The sequence below is a fragment of the Leeuwenhoekiella sp. NPDC079379 genome (assembly GCF_044542075.1).
Taxonomy (GTDB): Bacteria; Bacteroidota; Bacteroidia; order Flavobacteriales; family Flavobacteriaceae; genus Leeuwenhoekiella.
In genome coordinates, this window is the sequence record NZ_JBITTU010000006.1 from 248,403 (window position 1) to 272,259 (window position 23,857).

The following is a 23,857-nucleotide window of genomic DNA, read 5'->3' on the forward strand; positions in this document are numbered from 1 at the left end:
CGCTACCACGATTATTTAATTACTTCGATATTAATTTGTATCACAAATGATTCTATTCCTAATCACACGTGTAATATAATAGCGGGGTTTTGCTTATTGTATATTTCGGTCTGGGAAGAAGGGTTGCTTCTAGACGTGTATATGGGATAGTGTTTGTTAATTCAGGATCATCAGAATTAGGGTAAAAACGCTCACTAGGCGTTAAAATAATAGGAAATGAATCTGACTTTAAATAATTTTCAATAAAGAAAGCATCCTCTTCAGAAAGATTTGAAAGTGGTTTTCGGGAAGTCGTTGATGAATCAAATAGTAATTTATTGTTTACAAACGGAATAGAAAATTGCTGAGTTCTTGTATATTCTTCTTTAAGATTAATTATCAAAAACTGATTAAACTCCTGATTATTATTAAAAAGATATAGTGGAGAAGGTGACAAGTATTCTGAAGTTTCCAAAAAATAAAGCGCTGTTGCCTGTTCCTTAAATGTTACATCATAAGGTCTTGAAAAGCAGTTAGCAGCTTTATTAAAAAGCGGTGTCATTTCAGAATTTAAAGTATTTAATTGAATTAAGGTTTCGTTAGTTTCCTCTACATTAAATCGAATTTGTATCCCTTCTAATTCTGGTATATAGCGACCATAACATACGTAGTGCGGGGAAGTATCTGTCTTTAAATTAATAGTTTTACCCTGCTGTTCCCAGACACCTTTTAAGATTCCTCCAAAGAATGTAATTACAAATTGGTGGTTAGGATATAATATATAAGTAGTTCCTCCCTCGGGACTCGAGCCTTTTTGATGATAAATACCTGAAATTTTGTCCACCTCAATTTTTTGTGCAGTAATTTGAGTAAAACAACTAAGAATTAAAACAGCCAGAACGTTTCTCATAATACAGGATAATTTACCTAAAAATAGATTTCAATTAACAGAAAAAGATCGAAAATTGTTTTAAATCAGACTAATCTTCCATTTTCAATTGAGCTTCCTTATCTCCTTTTCCTTTACCTACATTAATAAAATAAACACCTGTAAGTAAAATGGCTGCTGCGATGATAGATTGTAACGTGATGGTTTCGTCAAGAAAATACCAACCTAAAAACATAGCGATTATTGGGTTTACGTAGGCAGACGTAGAAACTTTTTCGGTATCTACATTTTTAAGCAAATAATTAAATGCTGAAAATGCTGCGATACTTCCGAATAAAACTAAACAGGTTAAAGCGATCTGTGTGCGGCCAGACCAGCTTACGGGATTGCTCCACTCCTCGCCTATACACAAACTTGCCAGAAGTAAAACCACACCGGCAGCTGTCATTTGATATGCAGTAGATACAAAATGATTTTTTGGCGTTTCTACGTGAGCAACAATTAAACTCCCTGAACTCCAGCTTAAAATAGCGGTAAGTGCCAGGCCTACACCTAACCAAAAATTAGGCTCAATACTTAATTGCCGTTGCGTTACTAATAATAACATACCTATTAAACCTAGAAAAACTCCCGCAATAGTCATTTTTTTGAGTTTGCGCTTTTGTATAATCATCATCATTAATATGATAAATAAGGGATACATAGAGGCAATTAAAGCACCAAAACCACTATCTATATATTTTAAAGCCCAGACAAAAACACCATTTCCTACCGAAAGAAATAATACACCGGCAAGAATAGAATTTCCCAGCTGTTTGCGGGTGATACGCAAAGAATGCCCTAAAGAAGCAGCAATGCCAAAAATTATAAGACCTGCAGTACAAAACCGAAAACCTCCTAACATAAAAGGTGGCAACTCTGTAACAGCCATTTTATTCCATAAATAAGTGGATCCCCAGAAGACATAAATTGCAATGAAAGCAAGTAGAATAATAGTGGGTTTCTTCTGAGACATATCTAAAAAAATGCGTTTAAAACAGGACTAAAAAAACCGACAATATAAGCCATTGTCGGTTTCTAATTTGATAAAAGACAGCTATTAAATACACAATGTTAACGTGCTTTTGAAAACTGCAACTAATTTAAATACCCAGTATTTTTGCATCAACAGCAAATACACTAAGTATATCTATTTGAACATCTTGATCAATAACTTCGTCTGTAATACTTTGTACTCGTAATTTAAAACTATCTTTTTTAATGTATTCTTGAAGATCTGCACCAGTAGTTTCGAGATCTAATGTACGCGTGCTATTACCCGGTACGGGATCTAAAATTGCTAAGGAAATTTCATCTACACCATCAGCAGAAATAAATATTTCAATAGATTCTAAAAAACTAAAGTTTTTATCTGCAGGGTTAGTAATACTTAAAGTCATACGTTTTAAGCGTATATCTTCAATCAAATCTTTATTAGTATTATTCGACTCAAATTCAGACTCAGAATTGGTTTGTAATTGAGGTGTTTCCACAGCAAACGGCAGATCTACGATGCTACTTGATTCAATCGTTACGCTACTTGTATAATCAATATCAAACTTGGTTAGCTCATCTATTGCATCACATTGTATGGTTGCTGCTGCAGTAACCAATAGCACTAGCATTTTAAAATTTTTCATATAGTTTATTTTAAGGGGTTTTGTAAAACTTCGCATAATTACAAAATCATCTCTTAAAGCTTTTTAAATAAGCTTTACTTTAACGTATCTAGTATTTAGAGAATATAAACCAGAGAAGTACTCGCAATAAAAATCCATAGCGCAACTGCCAGAATTACGGGCTTTACTCCTACTTCTTTAAGAATTCTGAAATTTAATGTATTCCCCACTAGAAATAAAACCAGTACCAGAGCTAGTTTAGATAAGAATAAGATATGCGGCGTAATACTTGAAATCTGAGGAATATATGTGTTTAGAATAATAGAAAGTACAAACAAACCAATGAAGTATGGTATTTTTATTTTCTTTGTGTCGGTTTTTGAGAACACTGCAAATAATAAAGAAACCGGTATTATCCATAGTGCACGAGCAAGTTTTACTGTGGTTGCTACTTGTAACGCCTCATCACCATATACATTTGCTGCACCAACTACCGAACTTGTATCGTGAATTGCAATGGCACACCACACACCAAACTGGTGCTGTGTCATTTGCATAAGGTGACCTAAGGGCGGAAATATAAATAGGGCAACAGCATTTAATAGAAAAACCACACCTATAGCAATCGAAATCTGGTTGGTATTTGCACGAATAAGTGGAGATATGGCTGCAATTGCGCTCCCTCCACAAATAGAAGTGCCACTAGAGATAAGTTTCGCTATTTTGTGATCAATCTTTAAAAATCTACCCAGAATTAACCCCAATCCTAATGTGCAAATTATTGACACAGCCGTTAGGGAAAACCCTTCTTTACCTACAATAACAGCACTCTCTATATTCATCCCAAAACCCAATCCTATAACCGCAGCTTTTAATAGTAGTTGGATGAGTTTATGACTTAAATTGGCAAAAGGATTTTCAATCATCTGGGTAGCAATAACCCCTAATAGTAAAGCAATAGGAGCCGAAATAAGTGTAGTAAGGCATAGAAGCGGTAGTATCACATAAATAATATGAGCTGCGCTTATACTTTTGTAAAATAGACGATAACTATAATTCATTCTATACTGCATCTTATTAAAACTTAAAGTAGACTTCTGAGTAGACTTCAAGTAAAATTTACAGTGTAAAATTAGCAGTTAACGAAGATCCCCTCAAATGATAAAATATGATCTATTATAACAAAATGTTATATTGATGGCTGATGAAATTTATAAACATCTGTGCTAAATCACTTCGAGATCCCTGTTTTGTAATATAGCTAAAATGTCGATTTATACTAAAATCATCAATATCTATAATACGTAAATCACCGGTTTTGAGCTCATTACTAACCGTGTTTACACTTAAAAAAGCTACACTTTCCTTTGCTTTTAAATACGATTTTATACTCTCTGAACTTCCCAGATGCATTTCTACCCGCAAATCATATTCTTCAATAGAATGGTTCCTGAGTGAATTAGTAATATACTGTAGTGTACCCGACCCTTTTTCTCGTAAAACTATAGGTAAGGTTTTAAGTGTACTTAACGTAATAGATGCAGTATCATAAAGTGAATGCCCCTTTGCAAGAACAAGAACAATCTCATCATTCATAAACGGATGATAAGCCAGTTCACGATTTTTTACTTGCCCCTCGATAAAGCCCAGTTGCGCTTCTTCTTTGAGAATTTGATTTTCTATCGCTTGGGTATTTGCGCTCAGTAATTCAACTTTTACTAATGGAAATTGCTTATGGAATTTTGCCAGAATCTCAGGGAGTATATATTGTGCAATAGTAGTACTTGCAGCGATGTTAAGAATACCTTCAGTTTTATTGATTAAGGCGTTCATATTAAACTGTAGTTCTTTATGCTGTTTAAAGATTTCTTTAGTATGAATTACTAGTAATTTGCCGGCTTCAGTAAGTGCGATATGATTGCCTTTGCGATCAAATAGGCGTTGATTAAAATGATCTTCTAATTGTTTAATGTGACGGGTTATGGCCGGCTGTGTTATATGTAATTCATCTGCAGCCTTAGAAAAGCTTAAACGGCTTGCAACGATTAAAAAAACTTGTAGTTTATAGTCTAACATTATAAACAAAAGTAATATAGAAATCTAGAATATCATCTTAAGTAGATAGCTTTATGGTTTGAATTGAAAAAAAAAGCGGCAATTGACATCTAGTCAATTGCCGCTTTTTTTCTTTTTATTCTGTTTTATACAAATAGTAAAATAACAGTTAAAACAATCCCTGCAGCTGCAAAATACATTCCTTTTCTAAAAATACTCGTTTTAGGTAGAAACATATAAAATGATGAAATCACAAAGAATAGTAGAGAAACACCAAAAAATATATTCATAAAAAACAAAGGGTCGCCCGACTTTGCTTTGTGAAAGTTTGTCATATTTTTTAATATGGAAGGTAACTCTGCTTTAGTATATTCCGCCTCTCCTGTTTTAGAATCGTAATTTCCGCCTTTGAAATAATAAGTACCGTTTTCTTCTTTATCAACTTTAAGATTACGCAGACCCAGTGGTTTTGCTATTTCGGTCTTGCTTAAGTTTGGAGCTATAGTTTTTGTCTCTATAGTTTTAATCTTGAGAAAATCTGAATCTCTAAAAATTAATACGATACCACTTATTGAATAAACGGCCATAATACCGGCCAGGAAAAAACCTAGGTAACGGTGGTATTCACGCATTTTTAAAGAAATTTCACGTTTTGAAATCATAGTTTAAAATGGATTAATTGTACTCTGTTCAATTAGACACTATCAGTTACTCTAGGTTTAAACCCCTAGAAAATTTTAATATAATCTGATATTTAATGCATTTTCAATATTGATTTAATAAATCCTTGCACTCTTTTTGAACAGTTGCTTTTTCAAAATTCAAAATAAATGCAATTATACAGAAGTTCTTGAACTAAATTTCTCTTTTAGAAATTTAAGTTTTGGTTGTATGTAGCGTTTGCAAAAAGGTTTATCAGGATCTCTAAGATAGTAATTGTGTAGACATTCACGGGAAGCCTTAAAACTAGTAAAGGGAAGTACTCGAGTAATAATCGGTTCTTTAAAAAGAGGCTGTAAATCGATTAGAATTTGGGAAATCATCGTTGCTTGATATTCTGAAAAATAGTAAACCGCAGATCTATATTTAGTTCTAAAACTATGATTTGAAGTACTTTTATGTGTGTATAAATGTATTTCTATAAGCACCGCTAGTGGAATACTATCAGAATTAAAATGCACGATTACCGCTTCAGAATATTCCTTATTTATTCCGGTGGACGCAACATAGCCCTGCTCTACTTTAAGAACACCCTTCAAAGACTGAAACACCGCCTCAGTACACCAGTGGCACCCGCCACCAAGGGCTATTTTAGAAACGGTTTTGTCTAGCAATTGGTAGAATTTTTTTCAGTTAAAAATACACTCGCTTTTAAAAATGCTATCACTTTTTCTTTCGGCATTTCGCAAGGTTTTAGAAGTGCGCCATTTGTGGTTATATAGTAATTGAGGCTTATAAAGTCTGTACCGCCTAGCTCTTTGGCGTAGATTTTTATGCTTTTTCCATTGTTAAAATCAGTACGGGTTACGCCGTATTTTTTAGCGAAATACATGGCTTCAGTATAACCGATAGGAATTTTATTAATATACTTTAAAACGTTCATTACGAACTGCACGAAAGCATAGAACAACCTACTTTATCCCGCGCCCAGTCTGGGCGCTTCGCAAACCATTGTTGGTATTCTGGTTGCTCATCATAGGGTTTTTTCAGCATTTTATAAAACGTATCAATAAGCGTATAGTCACCTTGATCTGCAGCATCTATTGCCAGTTGCGCCATATAGTTACGTAACACATATTTAGGATTTACTGCATTCATGCTCACTTTACGATCAGCGTCAGAACGGGAATCTTGCTGCAAGCGTTTTGCGTATTTTTCAAACCAATCGTTCCATTGTTTTTGAAGGTCTTCACTTAAAGCCTCGTCTGTATAAAAAGCAGATTTAATTAATTGAAATCCATCAGCAGGATTTTCCTTTTTTAAATTGGCTAGATTTCTAAATAGGATGGTCATATCAGTCTCCACAAGCTGTAAACACGTTTCAAAATCTGCAATTAATTCTAAATCTGCTTCTGTAGCTTCTACAAAACCTAATTTGTCTCCCATCATTTTGAGAGACTTTAAGTCATATTTCTTTTTATACGTATCCAGAATTTCTTCAAAACCTTCTGATTCTTCCACAAGTGGATATAATGCATTAGCGAGTTGGTATAAATTCCATAAACCTATATTGGGTTGGTTACCATAACGGTAACGTTTATGTTGACGATCTGTCGTGTTGGGTGTCCATCCCCATTCAAAACCTTCGAGCCAGCCATAGGGGCCGTAGTCTATTGTAAGACCCAGTATAGACATATTATCGGTATTCATAACACCGTGTACAAAACCCACACGCTGCCAATTAATAACCATATCTAAGGTACGCTCTGAAACTTCAGCAAAGAATTTTAAGTAATTTTCTGTCGAAGGTTTACCCAGGTGTGAGAAAAAATGTGTGATGGTATAGTCTACCAGTTTTTGAAGACTCTCTTTATCATCTCTGGCTGTGAAAATCTGATAATTACCAAAGCGCAGAAAGGATTCAGCCACCCTACTTACGACAGCACCTTTTTCATAATCAGGATTGCCGTCATACATCACATCGCGTAAAACCGAATCACCTGTTAATGAAAGTGAAAGTGCACGCGTGGTAGAAATACCTAAATGATGCATAGCCTCACTCATTAAATACTCGCGTATAGAAGACCTTAAAACGGCAAGACCATCTGCAGATCTCGAGTACGGCGTCTCCCCTGCTCCTTTAAGTTGTACCGCCCAATGCTTACCATTATGATCTATCTCAAATAAATTAATAGCTCTACCGTCACCTAATTGCCCTGCCCAGTTACCAAACTGATGCCCGCCATAAAGCATAGCGTAGGGTTTTGTTTGTGGCAGAACAGTATTACCCGTCACCAATTTTAAAAATTCTTCAGATTGCGCTTCTTCCTGCGAAATGCCTAATTCTAGAAGCATCTCTTCAGAAACGTGCACTAAATGCGGATTTGTGGTAGCCTTAGGTTCTACAAATGAATAGAACCCTTCAGTCACCTGTCTGCGTGAATTTTCCGTTATAGGATCTGACGGAAGATTATCTGTAAAGAGATTATTAAACTTAAACTGCATCTGGTTTATTTTAGATTTTGGCCTACGCCGTAAGCATTACAAAGGTACAGATGATGAGTCGGTTTTGGCTCTAAAACCTGTCAGTTATAAAACTTATCAATTTTATGGCAGAGATTACGTTGTATATAAAGTGGAATATTAGAATTTCTAAGTTTTTGGATTTTAGTTAGGTATAATGGCATTACAACGTATTTCTAAGACCACTGTATTAAACTTATATTAAAGTATACTGACAATCAAATTAATGGAATGTACTTTGCACCTATAAATTTGAACAATTAAAACCTTAGAAAATATGAATTCATCTAACAAAAAAACAGGATTAGTAGCGCTTTTAGGATTAGCTGGTGGTCTATTTGCATGGTATAAATACAAGACAGCAACTCCTGAAGAGAAAGAAAAAATCAAAAATAAAATTAGTGAGGCAGGTACAAAATTAAAAGAAACGTACCAGGATGCTGAAGCTCGCATTAAAGATACTTACACAGAAGTTGAAGATACGGTGGCAGACAATTATGCTAAGTTGAAAAATAACGTTAAGAATGAAGCTGATAAAATTTCAGGATAGTTCTAATGTATTAATTTACAAGCGCGATCAAGACAGTTCGCGCTTTTTTTATGTTTTTTTCTAAGAGAACACGACAGCATATTTTATATAGTACACAATTCTTAAGGGCGTTCTTACCTATTCATTAATTAGCTATATTCGTTTAATGAATTTTAGAACTTTCTTAATAGCCCTGCTGGTCTCGGTAACTGTGCAGGCACAGAATTATATAGATCTGGCAAATCTTTCCTATTCTACTACACCTCAAAATGATTTTGAAAATTCTGAAGAATCTACTACAGTAAATGAACTTGAGTTTCAATTTACTTTCCCAAAGGTTTTAGACGAAAAAAACACGTTTATATCTAATGTAATGATAGAATCTAATGCATTGCGTTTAGATCCTGCTTACAATAAAAAAACTACACTAGCTTCGCTTAGTTTAGCTCTGGGCTTCAATCATAAATATTCAGACCGTTTAGCGATAACGTATTTATTAATCCCTAAAATAGCATCAGATCTTGAGTTAATAACTTCAGACGGTTTTCAATTAGGAGGTTTGGCGTTAGCTACGTTAAAGAAAAATGAGAATTTCAGCTGGAAAATGGGCTTATATGCAAACACAGAAGAATTTGGTCTATTTCTGGTACCTTATGCAGGATTTTACTATTTGAGTCCTAGCAAACGTTTTGAAGCCTATATAACCACGATTAACGGAGATATCAATTATATGCTTACCGATAAGATAAATATAGGTGGTGATGTGAATGGCTTAACATCTAGCTATACTTTATCAGATCCTTATTTTGGCTCTACAAAAGAATATTTTGCAAAAAATACAACCGAGTTTTTTGCATACCTACGCTATCCCCTATATAAAGGATTGTATTTAAAAGCTAAAGCTGGCTATTCAATAACCCGAACTTATAAAGTCTTTGAAGAAAGTGATCAGGTAGATTTAGGATTGAGCCTTTTCTATCTGGGCGACGACAGAAATCAACTAAACACACCTTTAGCTAAAGGTGCGTTGTTTAAATTAGAATTATTCTATCGCTTTAATCTTTAGTTCCTACCTAATTTTCGAACTGCAGCCCATTCTCTCAGCTTATCGCGAGATTCTGTTGCAGGATATCCCAGCATTGTTTTACCTGCAGCTACATCACCCATAACGCCAGAACCGGCAGCAATAACAGCTCCAGAATGTATTGTTGTATGATCTTTAATTGAAGCGCTTCCTCCTATAATAACACCATCGCCTAAAGTTACAGAGCCAGCTAAACCACTATGGCCTGCCATTATACAACATTTGCCTAAAATACAGTTGTGTCCTATTTGAACCAAATTATCTATTTTACAGCCGTCACCAACTATTGTAGAATCAAATTTTGCACGATCTACACATGAATTTGCGCCTATTTCTACACCATTTCCTAATATTACATTACCTATATGCACGATTTTAATTAGACCTCTACCATCTTCACTAGGTCTGTAGCCAAAACCATCTGCACCTATACTAACATTGTTATGTAAAATACAATATGCACCTATTTGTGAGCGCTCTCTAATAACCGTACCGGGCCAGATTATAGTCTTAGTTCCTATTGTAGAATCATCAAGTATCGTCACGTTAGGATAAATTACAACTTCATCTCCTATAACAACATTAGCACCTATATAACATCCTGCGCCTATAGATGCATCTTTACCTATTGTAGCAGAATGGTGAACTGTTGCAAGCGGATGAATATCTGCCTCGATATAAGGTGCATCGGGCTCAAATAATGATAATAGTTTTGCCATTGCCAGATCTGCATTAGAAACAACTAATAAAGGAATCTCGCCAGAAACTAAATGTGCTAAGTTTTCACTAATTACAATCGCTCCTGCATTTGAGGAGTTGTATAATTTTGCATATTTAGAAGATCCTATAAAGCTTATCTGGTCGCTTGTAGCTTTCTCTAAGTGATTGAGACCAGTAAACTGTTGACTAGAATTCCCTAGTTGTTTTGCAGAAAGTAATGTTGTGATTTGCTCTAATGAGAAGTTTATCATTATATAGTTAAATTTATTTGTAATAAGATTTTGACACTGTCAAGAGGAATAATCCTAATAAAAGCACTGGAAGATACTTATAAAAATTGACTCTTAATAGATTGAAAATTAATAGAAGTTTTTTCTGAAAACCAAAAAAAAACAGCCCAATAATACATTATGAGCTGCTTTCTAAAACATTATGTATAGTTTTTTTAATTTCTCGTTAGGATTGAAATTTCTTTAGTTGGAGCCAGTAGTTTTTTAGTTTGTCGTACAACAGAAGCATTAATTTTTAATTCGGCTTCCAGATTAATAGTTTTAGAATCTGTAGCAACTAGAATTTTATAAATGCCTTCATCTAATTTCCAGGCATTATCAGTACTGTCGTAGGAAGCTAACTCTTCAGGAGTTAATATAAAAGTTATGGTTTGCGATTCACCGGCAGCTAATTCCTCTGTTTTAGCAAAAGCCTTTAATTCTTTAAGTGGCTTTTCTAGACCGCTAGCTGGTGCAGCTACATAGAGTTGTGCAACCTCCTTGCCTGCCCTCTCACCGGTGTTAGTAATTTTAAAACTCACATTAATACCACCTTCATTAGAAACTTTTAAATCTGAATATGCAAACGTACTGTAGGATTTTCCGAAACCAAAAGGAAAAGAAACTGGGACCTCAAAACTATCAAAATAACGGTAACCCACATAAATATCTTCCTCGTACACCTCTTCTGCAGGGACTCCCTGCATTATATTTTGTGGCTTAGGAGCATTAGGATCAAGTACTGTTCCGGGAAAGTTTTTACTAGAAGAAACATCTGCTATCTGTATAGGGAAGGTAACGGGCAATTTTCCGGAAGGATTAGATTTTCCACTTATAATATCTGCAATTGCATTTCCTGCCTCCTGACCCGGCTGCCAGGTTAATAAAATAGCATCTGCATAATCTTTCCAGGAAGCTGTTTCAATTACGCCACCTACGTTTAAAATGACAACAAAAGATTTTCCTTGTGCCTCAAAAGCTTCTTTAATATTCTGAATTAAATCTTTTTCTAGTGTTGTTAAACTGAAATCACCTTCATCTGTACGATCTTGAAATTCCCCTGAAGTTCGACCTAACGTAAAAATCGCCACGTCATTCTCTTTGGCTATTTCTGTTAGTTCTTCTTTAGTCCAGCTTTTTTCAGGAACCAATTCATCTTTTAAAAAGAACATTGTTTTTGGTGGAATTTTAGCACGTTCTTCTTTCATATATTTAGAATATGTAGAACTTAATTCAAGATCAAGGTTAAGATTTGCATTTTGTAGACCTTCTAAAAGTGACACACTGTATGCTTTATTTACATCACCACTTCCGGTACCACCGGCAATTGTCTCATAGGAAGACGAACCAAATAATGCAATTTTAGCTTCATTTACTAAAGGTAGTACGTTTTCATTTTTTAATAAAACCATACCTTCTGTGGCTGCGCTACGGGCAATTGTTTTATGCCCTTCGAGATCTGTTTTTCCTGAAGGTTTGTATCCTTTAAATGCAAAAGTGGTTTTATATGCATTTAAGATAGCTGTTATATTTCGGTCTAAGATAGCTTCATCTAATTTTCCCTTTTCTACAGCCTCTTTAATTACTTTAAATTGTTGATCTGTACCAGGCATAAGCAAATCATTACCCGCCATCATTTGAGCTACAGGATTTGTACCCGCAAACCAGTCTGTCATCACAAAACCTGTGTATTTCCATTCTTCTCGTAAAAGCTGAGTTAACAACTCCTGGCTTTCAGATGCGTAGGTTCCATTTATTTTATTATAGGAAGACATAACTGCCATAGGATTACTTTTGTCAATGGCAATTTTGAAACCTCTAAGGTAGATTTCACGAAGTGCGCGCTCACTTACAACAGTATTTAATGCGGTTCGGTTAGTTTCTGAGTTATTAGCCACAAAATGTTTAATAGTTGCACCCAAACCTTGTTCTTGGACGCCGTTAACAAAACCTGCTGCAATATTTCCTGATAACACCGGATCTTCTGAGTAGTATTCAAAATTTCTTCCACCTAAAGGATTTCTTTGAATGTTTAGCGCCGGTGCTAATAGCACATCAACACCATAATCACGACCTTCTATACCAAAAGCGTTTCCTATTTGTTGTGCTAAATTTACATTCCATGAGGATGACAAGCTACTCGCTGTGGGAAATCCTGTAGCGTAAAAAGTTTTATTAGGACTATCTGGGCGTGTGGGACTGATACGAATTCCTGCAGGGCCATCTGCAAAGACAACTGCCGGAAAATTTAATTTTTTTATGGGATAACTTGTACCCGCAGCACCTGCAACTTTATCTTGTGTAGATCCTACAATAGCTTGAGGTGCTTCTGCACTTTTAGGTACACCCGGTACATTCATACCGGTACCTATTACTAAAAAAATTTTTTCGTCAAGACTCAATTGAGCTACTTGTTCTTTAGTAGTTTGCTGTGCAATAGCACTACTACATACCAGGAGTAAAAATGCAAAAGACTTTAATTTCATAATTAGAATATTAATTAGATTCTAAATATGTAAAATTTAATGGCCAAAACCTTTGACAATTATCAAATAATCATTCGCTATATTTTGGCCCGAATTCGGCTCAATGTCTCTTGAGTGATTCCCAAGAAGGAAGCTACGTGTGTAAGCGGAACTTTTTGAAGAATTTTTGGTTGTTGCTCGATTAGGTATAGATAACGTTCTTTTGCACTTTGAAAATGAATGCTTTCCATACGTCGCTGAGATGCAATTAGTGAATTAGAAAAGAAGTTCATAGCCAACTGGGAGATTTCTATATTGTTTTTGCCTAACCCCATAAGACCTTCTTTAGAAAGAACAATAACTATTGAAGGCTCCAGAGCCTCAATAATTAAATTACTGGGAATCTCATTAAAATAACTCTCGATAGAAAAACAAAAACTTCCGGTACTTGCAAACCATTCTGTAACGTCTTTTCCCTTTTTAAAATAGTATTCTCTGGCAAAACCACTATGTATATAATAAAGCTCACGACAAATTTCTTCCTGCCTTAATATAAAGTCACCTTTATCATAATTATTGACATTTACAAATGGTTTAAGTGAATCTCGTGTCGAATCACTTAAATAGCTTAAACCACTCAGTTTATTGAGAAAATGATCTATCATAAAACAGAATTTAAAAATAGATTTAGCTAAACTTAATTTAAGAGTCGCTAATATTTTTAGTCCTTAAATATAAGTTTTCTACTTTATCTCTTGCCCAATCAGTCTTTCTCAAAAACTTTAAACTAGAGTTAATTGAAGGATTTGACTTAAAACTATTTATTTTAATACGATCTGCTAATTCTTCCCAGCCATAGTGTGTAACAAGACGCTCAAGTATAACTTTTAAAGTTAAACCATGTAAGGGATTATTGGGTTGTTCCATAATTTACCAGTTTATAGGAAAATAATCTTTTAAAAATTTACCACTCCAGTGTTTGCCAGTATTAATACCATCAAATAAGGGATCTATTACACGAGCAGCACCATCTACAATATCAAGCGGCGGTTGAAAATCGTGTTCTTCAATTTTACGTTTTGCTAATTCTGCAGGGTCCTCGTCTGTCACCCAGCCTGTATCAACGGCATTGATATAAATACCTTCTTTTGCGAGACTCCCGGCAGCCGTATGTGTTAACATATTTAAAGCTGCTTTAGCCATATTAGTATGTGGGTGACGATCTTCTTTAAAAAAGCGATGGAATTTACCTTCCATAGCAGAGACATTTATGATGTGCTTTTTACCTGTATTTTCTTTCTTCATTATCTCTGAAAGACGGTTACATAATACAAAAGGAGCCACTGAATTAACGAGTTGTACCTCAATCATTTCTGTAGTTTCTATCTCACCTAGCTTTAAGCGCCAACTATTTGTCTTACGTAGATCTACTTGTTGTAAATCTGCATCCAGTTTTCCCTCAGGAAATACTTCTGAAGCCTGCAATGAGTTATCAAAACTGTAAGGTATCTGTGATAATTTTGCTGAAGCGCGAATTCCTATTCCCGGTTCGGGACCGTGCCAGGTTACGGGCATATTTCGGTTTGCACTTGCCGTAGTTCCTAAAGATTTAAGCTCATCAAGACACTCAATATGATCATCTAGAGTTTGTCTAATAAATTTAGGTAATTCTCCTAATGGTTTTTCTTCATTAGGCATTAAATGCTGATAAAACCCCGCAGGTCTGCGTACAGTTTGCGCGGCATTATTTATGAGAATGTCTAAACGATCATAGCGTTGCTCAATATAATTACAGAAAATCTCAACACTTGGAATATGACGTAAGTCGAGGCCATGAATTTTTAAACGATCTGCCCAGACGTGGTAATCATCTTCTTTAGAAAAACGTATTGCAGAATCTACAGGAAAACGCGTTGTTGCGACTACTGTTGCTCCTGCACGTAATAACATTAACGTAATATGATAGCCTATTTTAAGACGCGATCCGGTAATGATAGCCACTTGTCCTGTCAAATCTGCATTTTGAAAACGTTTTGCGTAATTAAAATCACCACATTCGGTGCACATGGTATCGTAGAAGTGGTGCAGTTTTGTAAATTCAGTTTTACAAACATAGCAATTACGAGGCGTCTGTAATTCTTGAGTTTCTATAGCGCTAAGATCTGCAGCAGCCAGAAGTTTAGGTGCTGTAAATATAGAAGCTTCGCGAGCGCTGCGAATACCGGTTTCTTTGCGAGCAGCTTTATCTCGTGCAGCTTGTTTACGCTTTTGTGCTTTTTTAGCATCCTTTTTTCTACGTGAAAATTCGTCACGGTTAGGCCTTGACAATTTTCCTGTAGACTTTAAAAGTGCAATGCGTTGCTCTTTAGGTAATTCAAAAATGAGGTTTGTATTAGTATTTAGGTGTTCTAATACTTCAATACATTTAGCAATATCTTCTGCAGAGAATGCATCAGATAATTCTGATTCTTGTTGTGACATTTATGGTATAGGGTACTAATAAAATTTCAAAATTAATTGAAATTATTGGGTATTGTAAAGAAAATAAGGCATAAAAAAAGCCCTCATAAAGAAGGCTTTTAAGCATTTTAATTGTCTATATGATTAGTCAATCACACGTACATTAATCGCGTTGATTCCTTTTTTACCTCTTTCGGTTTCAAATTCTACACGGTCGTTTTCGCGTACTTCGTCAATAAGACCACTTGCGTGTACAAAAACATCCTCGTCAGATCCTTCAGGTTTAATAAATCCAAAACCTTTAGCGTTATTAAAAAATTTTACTGTTCCTTCTTTCATTACGTTTACTCTATTATTAATTAATTTATTTACAAATCGTTGTATTGCATTCATACTTTAAAATTACAATTAAAACCTATATATGCTTTCTGGTTTTAATTTTTATGTTACAGGGATTTTAAAAGGTTCTGATGTATTTAGAACTATGGAAGAAGTAGTATTTGAATCTCATAAATGAAGAAAGATCTTCACCCGTATTTAAATTGAAACTTGCCTCGAGAGCTTTTATTTACTTATAAAATATGTACTGCACTATTGCTATTAAAAGATTTATTTGCAGTTTTAAATTGTCACTTAAATAATTTAACGATACAAATATAGTTTAAATATACTTCACACAACAAATAATTCTATTTATCTGTTTTTTAATACGCAAAGGATTATCAAACTCCTAAATAGTCTTGTCTTAGATCTGCTGCCTTGTACGCTTTAGTTAATATTTAACGACTTCTTTAAAGTCACTTCTTTAACTTTATCAACTTATCAAAGCATATTAAATTAAAAAACCACAAATGGCAAACATACTCACCGAAAAAGATCAAAAAAACTGGTATAAAGATGCAATCATATATGAGTTACACATAAAAGCTTTTTTTGATAGCAACGGTGATGGCATTGGTGATTTTGAAGGCTTGTTACAGAAGTTAGATTATCTTGAAGATTTAGGGGTTACAGCAATTTGGTTACTCCCCTTTTACCCTTCCCCGCTGCGTGATGATGGTTATGATATTGCAGATTACTACACTATTAATAAGTCGTATGGTGAGATTGAAGATTTTAAGCGTTTTATAGAAGAAGCTCATAACAGAGGTTTAAAAGTTATTACCGAACTTGTAATTAATCATACTTCAGATCAACACGAGTGGTTTAAATTATCAAGACAGGCCGAAAAAGGTTCCAAATACAGAGATTATTATGTATGGAGTGATTCGGTGGAAAAGTATAAAGATGCGCGCATCATATTTACAGATACAGAACCTTCTAACTGGACCTGGGACGCCGAAGCAAATGCCTATTACTGGCACCGTTTCTTTTCACATCAACCCGATTTAAATTTTGATAATCCCGATGTGCAGGAAGAGGTTTTTAATATTATGGATTACTGGTGTGAACTGGGCGTAGATGGTTTTAGACTTGATGCAGTTCCTTATCTATTTGAGCGTGACGGCACAAATTGCGAGAATTTACCCGAAACGCATGTTTTCTTAAAAAAGCTAAGAGCACGCATAGATGCCAAATATGACGGCAAATTATTGCTTGCTGAGGCTAATATGTGGCCAGAGGATTCTGCTGCTTATTTTGGCGATGGTGATGAGTGCCATATGAATTATCACTTTCCTATTATGCCACGCATGTTTATGTCGGTTAAAATGGAAGACCGCTACCCTATTATAGATATTATAGATCAAACACCCGATATACCTGAAGCTTGCCAATGGGCAATTTTCTTGAGAAATCACGATGAGTTAACCTTAGAAATGGTTACAGACGAGGAACGAGATTATATGTATAAAGTATATTCTCAAGATCCTAAGGCAAAAATAAACGTAGGTATAAGAAGGCGACTTGCACCTTTACTCGATAATAACCGCAGTAAAATAGAATTGATGAATGTGCTGCTATTTTCATTACCTGGAACACCTGTTCTTTATTATGGTGATGAGATTGGCATGGGTGATAATTTTTATTTGGGAGATCGCGATGGTGTGCGTACACCTATGCAGTGGACTGCAGATCGTAATGCTGGGTTTTCGATGGCAAATCCTCAGAAACTGTATTTACCTACTATTATAGATCCTCAGTATCGTGCAGAATCAGTTAATGTTGAAGCTCAGCAAATGAATCCATCTTCCCTATTGTGGTGGATGAAGCGCATTATGAATATGCGAAAGAATTTTAAAGCTTTTGGCCGGGGTGACATACGGTTTTTAGCCCCTTCGAATGCTAAAATTCTAACGTTTACACGTACATACGAGGACGAAACAATTCTTGTGCTTGCAAATTTATCGCGCTTCTCACAAGCTGTAGAATTAGAACTTGAAGAATTTAAGGATTACATTCCTGTTGAAGTTTTTAGCCGAAATAAATTTCCAAAGATAACTTCAAATCCCTATCTATTTACATTGGCTCCTCACGGGTATTATTGGTTCTCGCTCACTAAACCTAATGCAGAGCACCAGGACGGATTGGTGTCTAATTTGAAAGCAAAAAATTGGGATACCTTATTTAATACCAAAAACAGAAAATATTTAGAAGAAAAGCTACTTCCCGGCTATTTTAAGGGTAAATATTGGTTTGGTGATCGGGAGCGTACCATACAATCTATGCATATCACCAATCTTTTTGATATACCTGTGGAAAATTTACAGGTTAAAAACCTCATTGTAGAAGTAATTTTTAATGAAGGCTTACCTGAAATCTATCAATTACCGGTTTGTTTTATTGAAAATACACACGAAAGCTTACTAGAAGCCGTGCCTCAAAATGGAATTCTGGCAGAACTAACTCTTGAATCTACAGAAGGTTTATTTGTAGATGCGGTCTATACAGAGCCATTTAGATCCTATCTATTTTACAGTTTGCAACAGGGTAAAACGCTTAAATTAGGTAAAGAAGCTCTTTTATTTGAAAAAGGAAGTCTAACTCCTGGTGCAAATATAGACCACGTAGGATCGCGACTTATTGAGACTAAGCAAAGTAATACTTCTATAATTTACGATCACCGCTACTTTTTAAAATTATATAGAAGACTAGACAGTACTATAAATCCCGATGCTGAAATCGCTCAATATCTTACCGAAACTGTAAAATTTGAAAACACCCCAGATTATATGGGAAGTTTGATTTATGCTACAAAAAATCAAAACAGAGCCGTTTTAGGAATGATGCAGGATTTGGTCATTAACACCAGTACGGGCTGGGAAAATACGACAGATGCTGCTCACAGGTATATCGAGCGCGTAGAGACACAAGAACATACTGAAACTCCAGAATTTGATGTATCAAAACGCACGCACGCGCTTGTCTACGAAGATTTAAAAGAAAATGATCAACTATTATTAGACAATATTATTCCTGAGAGGCTAAGTTTATTAGGTAAGCGTAGTGCAGAAATTCACATTGCACTCTCAAATTTAAAAGGATTTATGGGTGTTGAGCAAGAAGAATTTTCACTGCATTACCGGCGATCCTTGTATTCTGCTTTGCAAAGTCTTACCCGTGAGGCTTTTGAAAAATTAAAAAAAGCTATTCCAACGCTTCCGGAAGCAATTAAACAGGAAGCCGAGACAGTATTTTCTAGAAAGGGCGAGGTTCTTTCTTGTTTTAAACGAGTCTTTGATCATAAAATAGATACGTTAAAGATACGTACTCACGGTGATTTTCAGCTTCAGAATTTATTGTGGACCGGGAAAGATTTTATCATCATCAATTTTGAAGGTGATCCTTCAAAAGCTTTTAGTGAGCGTCGTATACTTAGATCAGGTTTACGCGATGTGGCAGCAATGATTCGCTCGTTGCATTATGCTGCGTATTCGCCAATTTTAGGACAAAATTATACAGACTCGTACACTCCTTCAGATTTAGAGACTTGGGTAGAAGCGTGGTATTATTATACGACTCGTTTTTATTTAAATGGTTATAATGAGACTATGCAAGATTCACAATTAATACCACAGAATGAAACAGACTATAATGTAGTACTCAACACATTTCTACTAGAGAAATCTCTTATAGAACTTACTACCGAATTAGAAAACAGACCACACTGGTCTCTGATAGCATTACGCGGTATTCAGGCGGTATTAGATAGCTGTAAAAATTAAATCAGCAGAATTATAAAATTAAAAAACCCCCCGATTTTTAAAAATCGGGGGTTTATAAAAATTTATTTTTTAGATAATTATTCCGCTTTGCGTAAAGATTCCATATCAATTACAAAACGATATTTAACATCACCCTTAATCACGCGTTCATAAGCTTCATTAATGGTGTTCATATCTATCATCTCAATATCACTTACAATATTGTGTTTTCCACAGAAATCAAGCATTTCCTGAGTTTCTTTTATTCCACCTATTAGAGATCCTGCAATACTCTTACGTCCTAAAATTAAATTACCACCGTGCATAGGTTCTAGTGGCTCTACGGCCCCTACCATACACATTGTAGAATCTATCTTAAGTAAATTTAAATACGGATTTGTGTCGTGTCCTACGGGTACTGTATTTAATAAGAAATCAAATGTACCGTTATGTTTTTTCATTGCTTCAGCATCTTTAGAAATTAAAACTTCATCTGCTCCTAAGCGTTTTGCATCTTTTCCTTTTTCAGGGCTTGTTGTAATCATCACAACATGTGCTCCCATCGCATGTGCAAATTTAATACCCATGTGTCCTAAACCACCTAAACCAATAACACCTACTTTATCTCCTTTTTTCACCTTCCAATGATTAAGTGGAGAAAATGTGGTAATACCGGCACATAATAATGGTGCTACTGCTTTCTCATCTAAATTTTCTGGAACATTTAAAACATAGTAGTTATCTACGATGATTTCTTCAGAATAACCACCATAAGTATGGCCTCCTAAATGCTTATCTTTCCCATTGTAGGTGCCTACCATACCTTGCTCGCAAAACTGCTCTAAATCGTGTTTACACGGTTCGCACTCGCGACAAGAATCTACCATACATCCTACACCTACTGTATCGCCTACTTTAATATTAGAAACCTCGTTTCCTACTTCAAGAACTTTACCTATTATCTCGTGACCAGGAACAACAGGATATTTAGAACCACCCCAATCATTACTCACTGTATGTATGTCACTGTGGCAAACACCACAATACGTAATTTTTATTTTAACGTCACGAGGCTTTACATCTCTACGCTCAATATTTATTTGTTTTAATTCTGCTTTGGCATCTGCTGCGCCATATGCTTTTACTTCGCTCATACTAATATTTATTTTAAGTAAAATAACGCTATTACAAAGCGAAAATAAAAATGAGGAGATCTATTTAAATTAAGTTTAACGCATATACCTAACCTAGGTTAATAAACCAGATATTTGTGAGTTAAATTCAGGTGGTAACTTTTCGGTTAAGACGGGAAATAAAGAAACTACTTATTAAAATTAAACTTCCTCCTAGGTAGGTATTCCACGTTAGTTTTTCATCTAAAACTAAAAAACTTACAATCACAGCACTTAAAACTTCTAGATACATCAAAGAAGTAGCAGTTGTGGCGTTTAGATGTTTTAAACCAAAGAAAAATAAACTAAAAACGCCAATGCCTATTAGTAATGCATAAAAAACTGCAATCCCTAATTGTGCAGGTACGGGTGCTTCCATAGTAAATAAAAACGGAAGAAATAATAAGGCTCCACCAAGATTCTGAAAGAAAAGTAATTGCTTTTTGTTATAGTTTGAGGTCTGTCGCTTAAAAATACAAACAAAAAACGCATAACCTATTGCAGACATAATTGAAGCCATCATACCTATGAAATCATCAGACTCAAAACTAAATGGCTTGTTGAGATAGGTAATACCTATGCCTACAAAGGCAAGAATCATCAAATAAATCTGAGTTCTTTTTATTGGAGATTTATAAACTAAGGTTTCAATAAGCGTGACAAATAATGGGTAGACATAAAAGAGAATTACCGCGTTACCTATTGATGTATAAATAAAGGCAACTAAGTAAAAATAAAGACGTACAGCATTTATTACTGTCGCAAGAATGAGCATTTTATAATCTCCCGTTATCTTAATTTCTCTGTTGTAAAGAAGAGAGGGAAGTAAAAAAAGAACGGGCACCCCAACTCTAAACCAGCCGATGGTACCCGTTGTTAAACTAGGCATTGCTTTTATAAGTATACCATTAAAACCTGCAATACAGGCCGCTATTATAACTGCGAATATTGCTTTTTTAGTCACTTATAAAATGTATAGATTATGCTTCCTGCAATTCGCGTTTAGATTTGCGATAGGTATAGCTTGTGTAAATATTACGTTTTGCAAAACGCACTTGATTTCCTGCATTGTGAAACTTTAAAAAAACATTACGCGGTACACCAAAATACTCATACGTGCTGCCATCTGTAAAAGTGATTTCAAGAAGTACACCTTTATGCTGATAATCGACAATACCTTCTGAATTAATTACTGCTGTATAATTTTCTAAATTAGCTGCTGTAGTTTCTGGAGCGATACTAACTAAAAAATGATATCCATCAATAATCTCACGACTTTTTAACTCTGCTTCTTCTTTTAGTACATTACCATCTTGAAATTTATCTGGATGCCATTCTTTTACAAGATTCCGGTAAGCAGTTTTAAGTTGCTTAAGATCAGCATTTTTATCTGTGTTAAATAATTTTCGGTATGCAGTAATACGTTTCATCGCGTCATTTTTTAGAAGCCGCAAAGCTAAGCTTTTTAAATCACCTAATACATAGGTGTCTTTATTATTCTAAAAGAGTTTATTTAAAGCTATTTATGATGCTTAGCTGTTTATGTTCAAATAGTTAACATTGCTTAATTAAATAGCCTCAACATTTATTAGTACTAAATATTAAAAGACTCTGTTTCTAATTTAAATCTTTCCACCAATTTTCAGTTTGACATAATGTATCTAGGTGCATTAATTGTCCCAGTCTGGGTAAAGTATAGTTTAAATTATTTTCTATTGCATATTTTACAAACAAATCAGCTGGTTCTGTCCAGCTGTGAAAGGCTAGTTTAAATCCTGCCCAGTGATAAGGGGTGGCAATTTTAACTTTTGCGTCTATTGCAGCTATAACACTTTCTCTAGGAAACATATGAATCTGGCTCCATTTTTCACCGTATTGACCGCATTCTATAAATCCAAAATCAAAAGGACCTAATTTCTCTCCTATTTCTTTAAAATGCGCCCCATATCCCCCATCGCCAGAATGATACAAGTTTTGAGTTGTTGTTTTAAATACCCAACCGCCCCAGAGAGATTTAGCGCGATCCCGTAAACCGCGTCCTGAAAAGTGTCGGCTAGGGGTAAACGTAATTTTAATACCACTAAAAATTGATACATCCCACCAGTCAAACTCTGTTATTTTATGATTAGGAACACCCCAGGATTCCAGATGTCTACCACAACCTAAGGCGACATAGTATGACTTAACCTTCGGAATGAGTTTTTTAATACTTACAAGGTCTAAATGATCATAGTGATCGTGCGTTAATAACATTAGATCTATTTCGGGGAAATCATCAATTAGGTCTAGTGCATTTGCCGAAAAACGTGGTGTTTTCGCCGGAGAAATAGGTGCAGAATCCGATCCTAGCATAGGATCTATTAAAAGTGTTTTGTTATTTATACGCATTAGATAAACCCCGTGCCCATACCAAATATATTTTATATTGTCAGAAGGTTTTAAAAATGCATCTAAATCAAAACTTTCAATTGCTAAATCTTGATTAGGAGCAGCCTGAGGGTCTTTCTCAAAGAATAATTTATATAATAGTCCAGGCATTTCAGTAATACCTACATCCATTGAAGTTTCTTCTAAATTTTGAAAGCTGCCATTGCGCCAATTTGGAGACTTCTCGTATCTGGCTTTTAATTCTGCAGTAATTTTACCACCAAATTGTTTAAACATCATTTTAAATTTAAGATCTGGATTTTCGCATACGTTTAGGACCATACCATAACCAGAAGCCGGTAATGGTGAAAAGTAATAAAGCAATACTCATAATAAGCGTATAAATAAGTTTTACATATCCCCCGGTACCTAAATAACTATCAATTATAGAACCGTCGTGAATATTTTCTATCACATCAGATCTACGCTTTCCTATGCTTAAAACAGCTCCCGTAGCGCCATCTAATTGAATACCGTAATAGTGATTGGCAAAGATAAATTTGACTATACCTTTTTCGTTTCTTACATCTATTCTATCTAATTCTGGCGATAGATCTGTTGATATTGAATCTCTTAGTACGGTTATTGCTTTTTCTTTTAGCTCTGATAATGGTAACCAGCGGCCTAAATCTGAAGTAGTGCCCGTTTGAGTTTTAGGTAGTAATACATCTCCGCTATTCTTTTTAATACCTAGAAGTAATCCTGAAACTGATATAATAAAAAAGAAAACAAACAACACCGCTCCCATTGCTCTATGTACAGAGCGAAATTGCCTGAGTATCTTAGCCTGATTCTTTCTTTTTTGTTGTGAAGGCATATTATAAA

23 protein-coding genes are annotated in these 23,857 nt (G+C 35.0%); 3 read left to right on the forward strand and 20 right to left on the reverse strand.

Going from position 1 to position 23,857, the window contains the following annotated elements; translation table 11 throughout:
• Nucleotides 1–58 precede the first annotated feature (58 nt).
• The 9 genes from ACIGAM_RS12945 to ACIGAM_RS12985 form a co-directional block, all read right to left on the reverse strand.
• Nucleotides 59–889 carry a hypothetical protein gene (locus ACIGAM_RS12945; protein WP_396511860.1) on the reverse strand — a complete coding sequence of 277 codons (831 nt, stop codon included), beginning with the start codon at nt 887–889 and terminating at the stop codon, nt 59–61.
• A gap of 70 nt (nt 890–959) precedes the next feature.
• Complete coding sequence (locus ACIGAM_RS12950; protein ID WP_396511861.1) at nt 960–1,883, reverse strand: EamA family transporter; 924 nt, start codon at nt 1,881–1,883, stop codon at nt 960–962.
• A gap of 127 nt (nt 1,884–2,010) precedes the next feature.
• Nucleotides 2,011–2,547, reverse strand: a complete 537-nt coding sequence (locus ACIGAM_RS12955) for a hypothetical protein (RefSeq protein ID WP_396511862.1) — start codon at nt 2,545–2,547, stop codon at nt 2,011–2,013.
• Between the two features lie 95 nt (nt 2,548–2,642).
• Nucleotides 2,643–3,587 (reverse strand): YeiH family protein, encoded by a 945-nt coding sequence (locus tag ACIGAM_RS12960; RefSeq protein WP_396511863.1) that lies wholly within the window; start codon nt 3,585–3,587, stop codon nt 2,643–2,645.
• A gap of 115 nt (nt 3,588–3,702) precedes the next feature.
• On the reverse strand, nt 3,703–4,602 hold the full coding sequence (locus tag ACIGAM_RS12965) for a LysR substrate-binding domain-containing protein (protein WP_396511864.1): 900 nt from the start codon (nt 4,600–4,602) through the stop codon (nt 3,703–3,705).
• 125 nt (nt 4,603–4,727) lie between these two features.
• The gene (locus ACIGAM_RS12970) at nt 4,728–5,243 is read right to left on the reverse strand and encodes a hypothetical protein (protein ID WP_396511865.1); all 516 of its coding nucleotides are present in this window, start codon (nt 5,241–5,243) and stop codon (nt 4,728–4,730) included.
• 174 nt (nt 5,244–5,417) lie between these two features.
• Nucleotides 5,418–5,915 carry a peptide-methionine (S)-S-oxide reductase gene (locus tag ACIGAM_RS12975; RefSeq protein WP_396511866.1) on the reverse strand — a complete coding sequence of 166 codons (498 nt, stop codon included), beginning with the start codon at nt 5,913–5,915 and terminating at the stop codon, nt 5,418–5,420.
• Entirely contained in the window at nt 5,909–6,184 is a 276-nt protein-coding gene (locus ACIGAM_RS12980; protein WP_396511867.1) for a peptide methionine sulfoxide reductase, read from the reverse strand. The genes ACIGAM_RS12975 and ACIGAM_RS12980 overlap by 7 nt, the downstream gene beginning before the upstream one ends.
• A complete protein-coding gene (locus ACIGAM_RS12985) occupies nt 6,184–7,746 on the reverse strand; it encodes a YdiU family protein (protein ID WP_396511868.1) in 1,563 nt (520 codons plus the stop codon). The genes ACIGAM_RS12980 and ACIGAM_RS12985 overlap by 1 nt, the downstream gene beginning before the upstream one ends.
• Nucleotides 7,747–8,041: 295 nt before the next feature.
• Between ACIGAM_RS12985 and ACIGAM_RS12990 the strand changes: the two genes are divergently transcribed.
• Nucleotides 8,042–8,314 carry a YtxH domain-containing protein gene (locus ACIGAM_RS12990; RefSeq protein WP_396511869.1) on the forward strand — a complete coding sequence of 91 codons (273 nt, stop codon included), beginning with the start codon at nt 8,042–8,044 and terminating at the stop codon, nt 8,312–8,314.
• 145 nt (nt 8,315–8,459) lie between these two features.
• Entirely contained in the window at nt 8,460–9,359 is a 900-nt protein-coding gene (locus ACIGAM_RS12995; RefSeq protein WP_396511870.1) for a DUF6268 family outer membrane beta-barrel protein, read from the forward strand.
• Here ACIGAM_RS12995 and lpxD read toward each other — a convergent pair.
• The 6 genes from lpxD to ACIGAM_RS13025 all read right to left on the reverse strand — a co-directional run bounded on the left by lpxD (nt 9,356) and on the right by ACIGAM_RS13025 (nt 15,630).
• Nucleotides 9,356–10,348 (reverse strand): UDP-3-O-(3-hydroxymyristoyl)glucosamine N-acyltransferase, encoded by a 993-nt coding sequence (gene lpxD, locus ACIGAM_RS13000; RefSeq protein WP_396511871.1) that lies wholly within the window; start codon nt 10,346–10,348, stop codon nt 9,356–9,358. The genes ACIGAM_RS12995 and lpxD overlap by 4 nt on opposite strands.
• Before the next feature lie 194 nt (nt 10,349–10,542).
• Nucleotides 10,543–12,852, reverse strand: a complete 2,310-nt coding sequence (locus tag ACIGAM_RS13005) for a beta-glucosidase (RefSeq protein WP_396511872.1) — start codon at nt 12,850–12,852, stop codon at nt 10,543–10,545.
• 77 nt (nt 12,853–12,929) lie between these two features.
• Complete coding sequence (locus ACIGAM_RS13010) at nt 12,930–13,496, reverse strand: Crp/Fnr family transcriptional regulator (protein ID WP_396511873.1); 567 nt, start codon at nt 13,494–13,496, stop codon at nt 12,930–12,932.
• Between the two features lie 37 nt (nt 13,497–13,533).
• Entirely contained in the window at nt 13,534–13,758 is a 225-nt protein-coding gene (locus ACIGAM_RS13015) for a VF530 family DNA-binding protein (RefSeq protein WP_396511874.1), read from the reverse strand.
• A gap of 3 nt (nt 13,759–13,761) precedes the next feature.
• The gene (locus tag ACIGAM_RS13020) at nt 13,762–15,312 is read right to left on the reverse strand and encodes an SDR family NAD(P)-dependent oxidoreductase (RefSeq protein WP_396511875.1); all 1,551 of its coding nucleotides are present in this window, start codon (nt 15,310–15,312) and stop codon (nt 13,762–13,764) included.
• A 123-nt stretch (nt 15,313–15,435) separates the two neighbouring features.
• Entirely contained in the window at nt 15,436–15,630 is a 195-nt protein-coding gene (locus tag ACIGAM_RS13025; RefSeq protein WP_028375283.1) for a cold-shock protein, read from the reverse strand.
• A 512-nt stretch (nt 15,631–16,142) separates the two neighbouring features.
• Between ACIGAM_RS13025 and treS the strand changes: the two genes are divergently transcribed.
• The gene (treS, locus tag ACIGAM_RS13030; protein WP_396511876.1) at nt 16,143–19,454 is read left to right on the forward strand and encodes a maltose alpha-D-glucosyltransferase; all 3,312 of its coding nucleotides are present in this window, start codon (nt 16,143–16,145) and stop codon (nt 19,452–19,454) included.
• A 77-nt stretch (nt 19,455–19,531) separates the two neighbouring features.
• Here treS and ACIGAM_RS13035 read toward each other — a convergent pair whose 3' ends face one another.
• The 5 genes from ACIGAM_RS13035 to ACIGAM_RS13055 all read right to left on the reverse strand — a co-directional run bounded on the left by ACIGAM_RS13035 (nt 19,532) and on the right by ACIGAM_RS13055 (nt 23,849).
• Nucleotides 19,532–20,587 (reverse strand): NAD(P)-dependent alcohol dehydrogenase, encoded by a 1,056-nt coding sequence (locus tag ACIGAM_RS13035; protein ID WP_396511877.1) that lies wholly within the window; start codon nt 20,585–20,587, stop codon nt 19,532–19,534.
• 127 nt (nt 20,588–20,714) lie between these two features.
• Nucleotides 20,715–21,569 (reverse strand): DMT family transporter, encoded by an 855-nt coding sequence (locus tag ACIGAM_RS13040; protein ID WP_396511878.1) that lies wholly within the window; start codon nt 21,567–21,569, stop codon nt 20,715–20,717.
• Nucleotides 21,570–21,585: 16 nt separating this feature from the next.
• Nucleotides 21,586–22,035: a KTSC domain-containing protein gene (locus ACIGAM_RS13045; protein WP_396511879.1), complete on the reverse strand. Its 450-nt coding sequence runs from the start codon at nt 22,033–22,035 to the stop codon at nt 21,586–21,588.
• 187 nt (nt 22,036–22,222) lie between these two features.
• The gene (locus ACIGAM_RS13050) at nt 22,223–23,272 is read right to left on the reverse strand and encodes an MBL fold metallo-hydrolase (RefSeq protein WP_396511880.1); all 1,050 of its coding nucleotides are present in this window, start codon (nt 23,270–23,272) and stop codon (nt 22,223–22,225) included.
• Between the two features lie 7 nt (nt 23,273–23,279).
• Nucleotides 23,280–23,849: a PepSY domain-containing protein gene (locus ACIGAM_RS13055; RefSeq protein ID WP_396511881.1), complete on the reverse strand. Its 570-nt coding sequence runs from the start codon at nt 23,847–23,849 to the stop codon at nt 23,280–23,282.
• Nucleotides 23,850–23,857: the final 8 nt, after the last annotated feature.

Excerpts from the sequence above, each read along its gene's own strand:
- ACIGAM_RS12945 (WP_396511860.1), bottom strand. The coding sequence starts at position 889 with ATGAGAAACGTTCTGGCTGTTTTAATTCTTAGTTGTTTTACTCAAATT.
- ACIGAM_RS12950 (WP_396511861.1), bottom strand. The coding sequence starts at position 1,883 with ATGTCTCAGAAGAAACCCACTATTATTCTACTTGCTTTCATTGCAATT.
- ACIGAM_RS12955 (WP_396511862.1), bottom strand. The coding sequence starts at position 2,547 with ATGAAAAATTTTAAAATGCTAGTGCTATTGGTTACTGCAGCAGCAACC.
- ACIGAM_RS12960 (WP_396511863.1), bottom strand. The coding sequence starts at position 3,587 with ATGAATTATAGTTATCGTCTATTTTACAAAAGTATAAGCGCAGCTCAT.
- ACIGAM_RS12965 (WP_396511864.1), bottom strand. The coding sequence starts at position 4,602 with ATGTTAGACTATAAACTACAAGTTTTTTTAATCGTTGCAAGCCGTTTA.
- ACIGAM_RS12970 (WP_396511865.1), bottom strand. The coding sequence starts at position 5,243 with ATGATTTCAAAACGTGAAATTTCTTTAAAAATGCGTGAATACCACCGT.
- ACIGAM_RS12980 (WP_396511867.1), bottom strand. The coding sequence starts at position 6,184 with ATGAACGTTTTAAAGTATATTAATAAAATTCCTATCGGTTATACTGAA.
- ACIGAM_RS12985 (WP_396511868.1), bottom strand. The coding sequence starts at position 7,746 with ATGCAGTTTAAGTTTAATAATCTCTTTACAGATAATCTTCCGTCAGAT.
- ACIGAM_RS12990 (WP_396511869.1), top strand. The coding sequence starts at position 8,042 with ATGAATTCATCTAACAAAAAAACAGGATTAGTAGCGCTTTTAGGATTA.
- ACIGAM_RS12995 (WP_396511870.1), top strand. The coding sequence starts at position 8,460 with ATGAATTTTAGAACTTTCTTAATAGCCCTGCTGGTCTCGGTAACTGTG.
- lpxD (WP_396511871.1), bottom strand. The coding sequence starts at position 10,348 with ATGATAAACTTCTCATTAGAGCAAATCACAACATTACTTTCTGCAAAA.
- ACIGAM_RS13005 (WP_396511872.1), bottom strand. The coding sequence starts at position 12,852 with ATGAAATTAAAGTCTTTTGCATTTTTACTCCTGGTATGTAGTAGTGCT.
- ACIGAM_RS13010 (WP_396511873.1), bottom strand. The coding sequence starts at position 13,496 with ATGATAGATCATTTTCTCAATAAACTGAGTGGTTTAAGCTATTTAAGT.
- ACIGAM_RS13015 (WP_396511874.1), bottom strand. The coding sequence starts at position 13,758 with ATGGAACAACCCAATAATCCCTTACATGGTTTAACTTTAAAAGTTATA.
- ACIGAM_RS13020 (WP_396511875.1), bottom strand. The coding sequence starts at position 15,312 with ATGTCACAACAAGAATCAGAATTATCTGATGCATTCTCTGCAGAAGAT.
- ACIGAM_RS13025 (WP_028375283.1), bottom strand. The coding sequence starts at position 15,630 with ATGAAAGAAGGAACAGTAAAATTTTTTAATAACGCTAAAGGTTTTGGA.
- treS (WP_396511876.1), top strand. The coding sequence starts at position 16,143 with ATGGCAAACATACTCACCGAAAAAGATCAAAAAAACTGGTATAAAGAT.
- ACIGAM_RS13035 (WP_396511877.1), bottom strand. The coding sequence starts at position 20,587 with ATGAGCGAAGTAAAAGCATATGGCGCAGCAGATGCCAAAGCAGAATTA.
- ACIGAM_RS13045 (WP_396511879.1), bottom strand. The coding sequence starts at position 22,035 with ATGAAACGTATTACTGCATACCGAAAATTATTTAACACAGATAAAAAT.
- ACIGAM_RS13050 (WP_396511880.1), bottom strand. The coding sequence starts at position 23,272 with ATGATGTTTAAACAATTTGGTGGTAAAATTACTGCAGAATTAAAAGCC.
- ACIGAM_RS13055 (WP_396511881.1), bottom strand. The coding sequence starts at position 23,849 with ATGCCTTCACAACAAAAAAGAAAGAATCAGGCTAAGATACTCAGGCAA.